Here is an 8336-nt window from a genome sequence, read left to right on the forward strand (position 1 = left end):
TTCACCCTGTACGTGGTTGGCGAAGGCATTGAGAAGAAGGTTGACGATTTCGTGGCCGAGGTGGCGGCCCAGGTGGCTGCTGCCAAGCAGTCAAGCTGATCGTCTCCAGCCAGCGACACCCGGCTGTCCCCTGTCCAAATTCAAATCGAGATCATCGGGCTGAATTTGGACTGATCCCATCTACAACATTCATCACGTCAAGGAGTTCATCATGTCCGTCGCCAAACCAGCCTACAAGCGTATTTTGCTCAAGCTGTCAGGCGAGGCCTTGATGGGGGATGACCAGTTCGGGATCAACCGCGACACCATTGTTCGCATGGTGGACGAGGTGGCCGAGGTCACTCGCCTCGGCGTGGAAGTGGCGGTGGTCATTGGCGGCGGCAATATTTTTCGCGGTGTGGCCGGCGGCTCGGTCGGTATGGACCGGGCCACCGCAGATTACATGGGCATGCTGGCCACCGTCATGAACGCGCTTGCCCTGGGCGACACGATGAACAAGGCGGGCCTGATAGCGCGCGTGATGTCGGCGATTGCCATTGAGCAGGTGGTTGAACCCTATGTCCGACCCAAGGCGCTGCAATATCTCGAAGAGGGCAAGGTTGTCATTTTCGCCGCCGGCACCGGAAACCCGTTTTTCACCACCGATACCGCGGCCGCTTTGCGTGGCGCTGAAATCGGTGCTGAAATCGTGCTGAAGGCCACCAAGGTCGATGGCGTTTATACGGCCGATCCCAAGATGGACCCGCACGCCACCCGCTACAGCAAAATTTCATTTGATGAAGCGATGTCACAAAATTTGGGCATCATGGACGCCACCGCATTTGCCTTGTGCCGCGATCAAAAACTGCCCGTCAAGGTTTTCTCCATTTTCAAGCACGGCGCCCTCAAGCGCGTCGTGATGGGGGAAGACGAAGGTACGCTGGTCTACGCTTGACCATGTCAGAATTGCACCCGCTGCACAGTGCCCTTTGAACAGTCGAGTGAGGAGAAAAACATGCCGATTGCCGAGATAAAAAATACCGTTGAAGTCAAGATGGATCAATCCATCGCTGCTTTCAAGAACAACCTGACCAAGATTCGTACCGGTCGGGCCAACCCCGCGCTGCTGGATTCAGTCCAGGTTGACTATTACGGCTCCATGATGCCGATCAGTCAGGTCGCCAATGTGTCCTTGCTCGATGCCCGCACCATCAGTGTTCAGCCTTGGGAAAAGGGGATGGGGGCCAAGATTGAGAAAGCCATTCGTGACAGCGATTTGGGACTCAACCCTTCGTCCATGGGTGATTTAATTCGCGTTCCCATGCCCGCCATGTCGGAAGAGCGCCGCAAGGAACTCACCAAAGTCGTCAGGAATGAGGGTGAAGGCGCCAAAATCGCGGTGCGAAATTTGCGTCGTGATGCCAATGAGGCTGTAAAAAAAGCGGTCAAGGACAAGCTTGCCTCTGAAGACGATCAAAAACGGTCTGAGGCAGAAATCCAGAAAGTGACGGACCGGCACATCGTCGCGATTGACCAGCTGGTTGCCGCCAAAGAGCAAGACCTCATGGCGGTCTGACGCCAGTTTTGACGCTTTGATCATCTGTCATGATTTTTCCTAGCGTGGTTCCACACCACATCGCCATCGTCATGGATGGCAACGGGCGCTGGGCGTCAAAGCGGTTTCTTCCGCGTGTTGTCGGTCACCGGCAAGGTGTTGAATCGCTTCGTCGTTGCGTGAAAGCGTGCGCGGACCGGGGTGTGGGCGTGTTGACCGTATTTGCTTTTTCTTCTGAAAACTGGAATCGTCCGGCCGAAGAAGTGTCTGGCCTGATGGATCTCTTCGCCATGGCGCTGACCCGAGAGGTGCCGAAGCTCAAGGCAGATGGCGTTCAGTTGCATTTTGTTGGAGAGCGCAGCGGCTTGTCGGTGAAAGTGGCCGCCGGCATCGAGCAGGCCGAATTGGTGACGGCTTCCAACTCACGTTTGGTTTTGAATATCTGCTTCAATTACGGCGGTCGGTGGGACATCGTTCAGGCGGCTGCGAAATTGGCGGCGCAGGGCAAAGCCGTCACCGAACTTGCCTTGAGCGGGGCCATGGCCCTCGCCCATGTTCCTGATCCCGATTTGGTCATCCGTACCGGTGGCGAGCAACGCATCAGCAATTTTCTGTTGTGGCAAACTGCCTATTCAGAGTTCTATTTCAGCGGCAAGCTTTGGCCCGAGTTCGATGAAGCGGAGCTTGACCTGGCCATCATGTCCTTCAATCAACGTGAAAGACGGTTTGGAAAAACATCAAGCCAGCTTGGTGCGCAGCTCACCTCCCCAACAGTCGTTTGAGGAAAACACATGCTAAAACAGCGCGTCATCACGGCCCTCGTCCTGCTGCTCATCCTGCTGCCGGCATTGTTTTATCACTCGCCGGCTCCGTTTTGTGCGATAGCCCTGTTACTGATTGCCGCCGCTGCGTGGGAATGGGCGCGTCTCAACGGGTACGGTCGGGCGGCGTCGCTTTTCTCCGGCTTGGTTTGCGTGGTGGTGTGCGCGGCGACGTGGACGCTTGGCATGCTTGAGCAATCGTTGGCTTTGCTGTGGACGCTGGCCGGCGCTGCCTGGGTGCTGGCTGGCGCGTGGGTGTTGCATCGTGGGGTCTCGGCGTGGTCCGGCCACTCACGGGCGGTCCGGCTGCTGGCTGGCCTTGTCGCGCTCTGCTTGGCCTGGCTGGCGGTGGCGCAGGCCAGGGTGATTGGCATCAACTTTTTGCTTTCAATTCTGGTGCTGGTATGGGTGGCCGATATTTTTGCTTATTTCGCAGGCAGGGCGTTCGGTGGCCGTTTCAGCCGAGGCAAACTCGCACCCAGCATCAGCCCCGGCAAAAGCTGGGAAGGTGTTTGGGGTGGCATGGCGGGCGTGGTCACTCTGGCGTTTGTCTGGCGTTGGGCCGATGTCGCATGGGGCGCCCGTGTTCCCAGCTTGTACAGCCACATCGGCGTGAGAGGCGAATGGTTTTTATTGATCGCTGTCGTGTTCATGGCCGCGATGAGCGTGGTGGGCGATTTGTTCGAGTCGTTGGTCAAGCGCAGTGCCGGCGTCAAAGACAGCAGCGGCCTGTTGCCTGGTCATGGCGGTGTGCTGGACAGAGTAGATGCTTTGCTGCCCACACTGCCGCTGGCGATGATGCTTTACTCGGTTTGAACGTGCCGATGAATGATGTGACAAACAAGGTGAGGCAAGCAACGTGAAAAAGCGCATCGCGATCCTGGGATCGACCGGATCCATCGGCGTCAGTACGCTGGACGTGATCGCGCGGCATCCCGACCGGTTCGAGGTGTTTGCCCTGAGCGCATCCACACAGACGCAACTGATGCTGCAACAGTGTGTGCAGTTCAAACCGGTGTTTGCCGTCATGGCGAGCGAGCCCCATGGCCGTGCGCTGGAACAAAAATGCCGCGACCTGGGTTTGGCGACTCGTGTCCTGTGGGGCGCGTCGGCCATCACCATGATCGCATCGCATGAACGGGTCGATGCGGTGATGGCGGCGATCGTCGGGGCCGCGGGACTGGCTTCCTGTCTGGGGGCGGCACGGGCCGGCAAGCGCCTGCTGTTGGCGAACAAGGAAGCCCTCGTGGTCGGTGGCGACTACTTCATGCAAGCCGTCACGCAGGGGGGGGCCAAGCTGTTGCCGATAGACAGCGAGCATTCTGCCGTTTTTCAGTCACTGCCGGATGATGCGGCTTTTTGGCCAAGCCAGATCGATAAAATCATTCTCACCGCGTCGGGTGGGCCGTTCCGACAGCGCGAACCGCACACGCTGCGTGATGTGACGCCCCAAGAGGCCTGTGCTCACCCCAATTGGGTGATGGGGCGGAAAATTTCGGTTGATTCCGCTACCATGATGAACAAGGCACTGGAAGTCATCGAGGCCCGTTTTCTTTTTGGCGTCCGCCCCGATCAGATCGAGGTTGTGATCCACCCGCAGAGCGTCATCCATTCGATGGTGCAGTACAAGGACAACTCGGTGGTGGCGCAACTCGGTACGCCCGACATGAAGGTGCCCATTGCCTATGGCCTTTCCTGGCCGGATCGCATGGTGTCAGGCGCCGCAGCACTGGATTTCAGGTCGCTGGCTGACCTGACATTCGAATCCCTGGATTCGAATGGACACGAACAACGCTTTCCCGGCTTGAAGCTGGCGTGGTCAGTTTTGAAGGCTCCCTCGGGCTCGACGGCCGTGTTAAATGCTGCCAATGAAGTGGCGGTGGCGGCTTTTCTTGACGGGAAAATACGTTTTGATCAGATTCACGGGGTCAATCTGGAAACTCTCGAAACGGTTGTTACGGCCAGTCCGCAGTCTCTGGAAGATATTCTGGCGCTGGATGCCTTGTCCCGTGATGCCGCTCAGCGCGTGGTGCGTCGTGTTGGCGCTTAACAAAGTCACTTGGGTGCGATCATGCTAACCATTGCAGCTTTTGTACTCGCCTTGGGTGTGTTGATTGCCGTGCATGAGTATGGACACTATCGTATGGCCGTGGCCTGCGGTGTCAAAGTGCTGCGTTTTTCCATCGGATTTGGAAAAACGCTGGTTCGCTGGCAGCCCAGGGGCTCATCGACCGAGTTTGTCATTGGGGCCTTTCCTGTTGGCGGCTACGTGAAGATGCTCGACGAGCGTGAGGCGCCCGTGGCCGCCGAGGAGCGCCATCTCGCCTTCAACACGCAGCCTTTGCGCGCGCGCGTTGCCATTGTGGCGGCGGGTCCCGTGGCCAATTTGCTGCTGGCCGTATTGCTGTATGCGGTGGTGAACTGGATGGGTGTGCAGAGTCCTGCCGCGATTCTGGCAAGCCCGACAGCCGGATCGATCGCTGAGCATGCCGGATTGATCGGCGGAGAACGGGTTCAGCGTGCCGGATTTGAGGGCGGTGAACTTCAGGATGTCGAGTCGTTTGAAGATGTTCGCTGGGTTTTGACCCGGGGCGCACTGGAGGGGCATGATGTGCGCTTGGTGCTGGCTGGCCCGGCCCGCAGGACCCGTGGCGATGTGCTGCTGAAACTCCGCAGCATGGATGCCAGCGAGGCGAATGCTGATTTGTTCCAAAAAATCGGCATTGTGGGTCCTTTTACCCGTCCGGTCATTGGCGAGGTCGTGGTCGGCGCAGCGGCCGACAAAGCGGGTTTGCACGATGGTGATGTGGTGCGACAGGTGGGGTCGGTGCCGGTGGTGGACGGACAGCAGTTGCGCCAGCTGATTCGGTCTTCGGTCGTGAATGGCGAAGCAGCGTCGGCGGTCTGGAAAATAACGCGTGCCGGAACAGAACTCGAAGTCAGTGTCAAGCCGGAGTCTCGACAAGACGGCGAGCTTGTGGTCGGGAAAATCGGCGCGTATGTCGGAGCCATGCCAGAGCTGGTGATGATCAGGTACGGTGCCGCAGGTGGTTTGTGGCGCGGCATGACTCGCACCTGGGAGGTTTCGGCTTTGACGCTCAGAATGATGGGAAAGATGGTGGTTGGTGAGGCGTCACTGAAGAATCTCAGTGGTCCATTGACGATTGCCGACTACGCTGGCAAGTCGGCGGGCATGGGGTTCACGCAGTACCTGATCTTTCTGGCTTTGATCAGTGTCAGTCTGGGTGTTTTGAATTTGCTCCCGCTGCCGGTTTTGGATGGCGGGCACCTGATGTATTATCTTTGGGAGGGTATCACCGGGAAGCCCGTCCCTGACGCCTGGATGGAACGTTTGCAGCGCGGTGGCGTTGCGATCCTGTTGCTCATGATGTCGATTGCCCTTTTCAACGATATCACCCGCTTATTTAGCTAATTGTCTGGTGTTGGCAATCGACACCGGCTTGACTCCTCAACATAAAAAATGCAATTCAAACGATCTCAACGGCACACCGTATCCGCCGCAGTTGCTCTGGTTTTTGCGGCCAGTACGGCGTGGGCGGTCAACCCTTTCACCGTGCGCGATATTCGTATCGAGGGTTTGCAGCGCGTGGAGCCGGGCACCATTTTCGTGTCCTTGCCGGTTCGGGTCGGAGAGGTCTATAACGACGAAAAGGGATCGACCGCGATCCGGACTCTTTTTGGTTTGGGCTTGTTCAAGGACGTGCGAATTGAAGTCAGTGGCGATGTGCTGGTGATCGTTGTGGAGGAAAGACCCACGGTTGCCGACGTTGATTTCGTTGGAACAAAAGAATTTGACAAGGACGTCCTCAAAAAGGCCTTGCGTGATGTGGGACTGGCTGATGGCCGACCCTTTGACAAGGCAGAACTTGACCGGGCGGAGCAGGAACTCAAGCGGCAGTACATCAACCGTAGCCTGTATGCGGCGGAAGTGGTGACAACGGTCACGCCGATCGAGCGCAACCGGGTCAACCTGACGTTTACGGTGGTTGAAGGGGATCCTGCAAAAATCAGTGAAATCCGGATCGTTGGCAACAAGGTATTTGGCGAGTCGACCTTGCGCGGTCTGTTTGATCTTGATACGGGTGGCTGGTTGAGCTGGTATACCAAATCGGATCGCTATTCGCGTGCCAAGCTCAACGCCGACATTGAAACAATGCGCTCGTATTATTTGACACGGGGCTATCTGGAGTTCAAGGTCGACTCAACGCAGGTTGCGATTTTGCCCAATAAAACGGATATCGCCATCACGATCAACATCACGGAAGGTGAGCGTTTTGTCGTGAGCGGGATCAAGTTGGAGGGGAATTTTCTTGGCAAGGATGACGAGTTCAAGTCCCTCGTGACGATTCGGCCCGGCCAGGCTTATAACGCGGATGAAGTCGCTAAAACCACCAAAGCGTTCACCGATTATTTCGGCAATTTCGGATTTGCTTTTGCACGCGTGGAAGCGCGTCCTGAAATTGATCGTGCCAACAACCGTGTTGTGTTGGTCCTGCAGGCAGACCCGTCGCGCCGGGCTTACGTGCGAAAAATCAATGTGGCCGGCAACAATCGCACGCGCGATGTGGTGGTGCGCCGGGAGTTTCGGCAGTTCGAGGCGTCATGGTATGACGGCGACAAGATCAGACTGTCACGTGACCGCGTCGATCGGCTGGGTTACTTCAAGGAAGTCGGTATCGAGACTCAGGAAGTACCTGGATCACCGGACCAGGTTGACCTGACCCTCAATGTCGTTGAAAAACCCACGGGTAGCCTGAGTCTGGGTGCTGGGTTTTCAAGTGGCGACGGGCTTGGACTTTCGTTTGGTCTGAAACAGGAAAATGCATTTGGCTCGGGAAACTCGCTTGGCGTGCAGGTCAACACCAGCAAGGTCAATCGGGTTGTCGTTTTCAATACGACTGATCCCTACTTTACGGCGGACGGCGTCTCCCGCACCATTGACGTATACCACAGGACAAGCAGTCCCTACCAGGACCAGAGCTACTATCAACTCGTGACCTCTGGCGGCAGTTTGCGCTTTGGCGTGCCATTCACCGAGACTGACACGGTTTATTTCGGTGCTGGCGTCGAGCTGACAAGCATTGTGCCGGGCACTTTATTGCCAACCTCGTACCTTGATTACGCCAACCAATACGGCTATGACAGCACGGCGGTTCCGTTGACGATCGGCTGGGCGAGTGATCGCCGTGATAGCTCGCTGGCGCCAAACTCTGGTCGATATCAACGTGCGAACGCCGAGTGGTCAGTCGCTGGCGACGCCCGTTATCTGCGGGCGACTTACCAATACCAGGAGTTTTTCCCCATTAACAAGCAACTCACCGCTGCGTTTAACGGCGAAGTGGGCTGGGGCGCGGCGTCGGGTGATCGTTTGTACCCGGTGTTCAAAAACTTCTATGGCGGGGGACTGGGGTCGGTACGTGGTTTTGAGCAGGGTAGCCTCGGACCCCGGGACGTGAGTGGAACCGTGGTCGGCGGGACCAGAAAGTTAAATTTGAATGCTGAGCTGCTGGCCCCATTTCCCGGCGCAGGGAATGACCGGACTTTAAGGATGTACGCGTTTTTTGACCTGGGTAACGTGGCCGGTCCGGATGAAGGTTTGGCCCTCAATGAGAACGCCAACAGTCTGCGTTCGTCGGTGGGCGTCGGTATTAGCTGGATATCGCCGGTCGGACCCTTGCGTCTGGCATTCGCCAAGCCCATCAAAAAATTTGATGGCGATAAAATACAAGCCATGCAATTCCAAATTGGGACTACTTTCTAATGAACTATTTATTACGTCGTTGCTACGCTGGCGTTTTGCTGGGTGGTCTGCTTGTATCTGCACAGGTTCAGGCGCAAGAGTTCCGCATCGGGTTTGTCAGTACCGACCGGATTTTCAAGGAGGCGAGTACGGCCAAGGCGGCACAGGCCAAGCTTGAGCAGGAGTTTTCCAAACGCGAAAAAGAACTCGTTGATCAGGG

7 protein-coding genes and 2 pseudogenes are annotated in these 8336 nt (G+C 57.0%); all 9 read left to right on the top strand.

Annotated elements, in window-relative coordinates:
* Window positions 1-99 (top strand): annotated as a pseudogene (locus tag B3V69_RS04220) (elongation factor Ts); the annotation flags it as partial.
* 112 nt (window positions 100-211) lie between these two features.
* Complete coding sequence (gene pyrH, locus B3V69_RS04225; RefSeq protein WP_296444108.1) at window positions 212-934, top strand: UMP kinase; 723 nt, start codon at window positions 212-214, stop codon at window positions 932-934.
* A gap of 60 nt (window positions 935-994) precedes the next feature.
* Window positions 995-1555, top strand: a complete 561-nt coding sequence (gene frr / locus B3V69_RS04230) for a ribosome recycling factor (protein ID WP_296444109.1) — start codon at window positions 995-997, stop codon at window positions 1553-1555.
* Between the two features lie 29 nt (window positions 1556-1584).
* On the top strand, window positions 1585-2316 hold the full coding sequence (gene uppS / locus B3V69_RS04235; protein ID WP_296444111.1) for a polyprenyl diphosphate synthase: 732 nt from the start codon (window positions 1585-1587) through the stop codon (window positions 2314-2316).
* Between the two features lie 9 nt (window positions 2317-2325).
* The gene (locus B3V69_RS04240; RefSeq protein ID WP_296444112.1) at window positions 2326-3171 is read left to right on the top strand and encodes a phosphatidate cytidylyltransferase; all 846 of its coding nucleotides are present in this window, start codon (window positions 2326-2328) and stop codon (window positions 3169-3171) included.
* A 43-nt stretch (window positions 3172-3214) separates the two neighbouring features.
* Window positions 3215-4405, top strand: coding sequence for a 1-deoxy-D-xylulose-5-phosphate reductoisomerase (ispC, locus tag B3V69_RS04245; protein WP_296444114.1), 1191 nt, complete (start codon window positions 3215-3217; stop codon window positions 4403-4405).
* Window positions 4406-4423: 18 nt separating this feature from the next.
* A complete protein-coding gene (gene rseP, locus B3V69_RS04250; protein WP_296444125.1) occupies window positions 4424-5788 on the top strand; it encodes an RIP metalloprotease RseP in 1365 nt (454 codons plus the stop codon).
* A 48-nt stretch (window positions 5789-5836) separates the two neighbouring features.
* A complete protein-coding gene (gene bamA / locus B3V69_RS04255; protein WP_296444115.1) occupies window positions 5837-8137 on the top strand; it encodes an outer membrane protein assembly factor BamA in 2301 nt (766 codons plus the stop codon).
* A pseudogene (locus B3V69_RS04260) lies at window positions 8137-8336 on the top strand (OmpH family outer membrane protein); the annotation flags it as partial. The gene bamA and the pseudogene B3V69_RS04260, both read left to right, overlap by 1 nt.

This window comes from Rhodoferax sp. UBA5149 (assembly GCF_002413825.1).
GTDB lineage: Bacteria > Pseudomonadota > Gammaproteobacteria > Burkholderiales > Burkholderiaceae_C > Rhodoferax.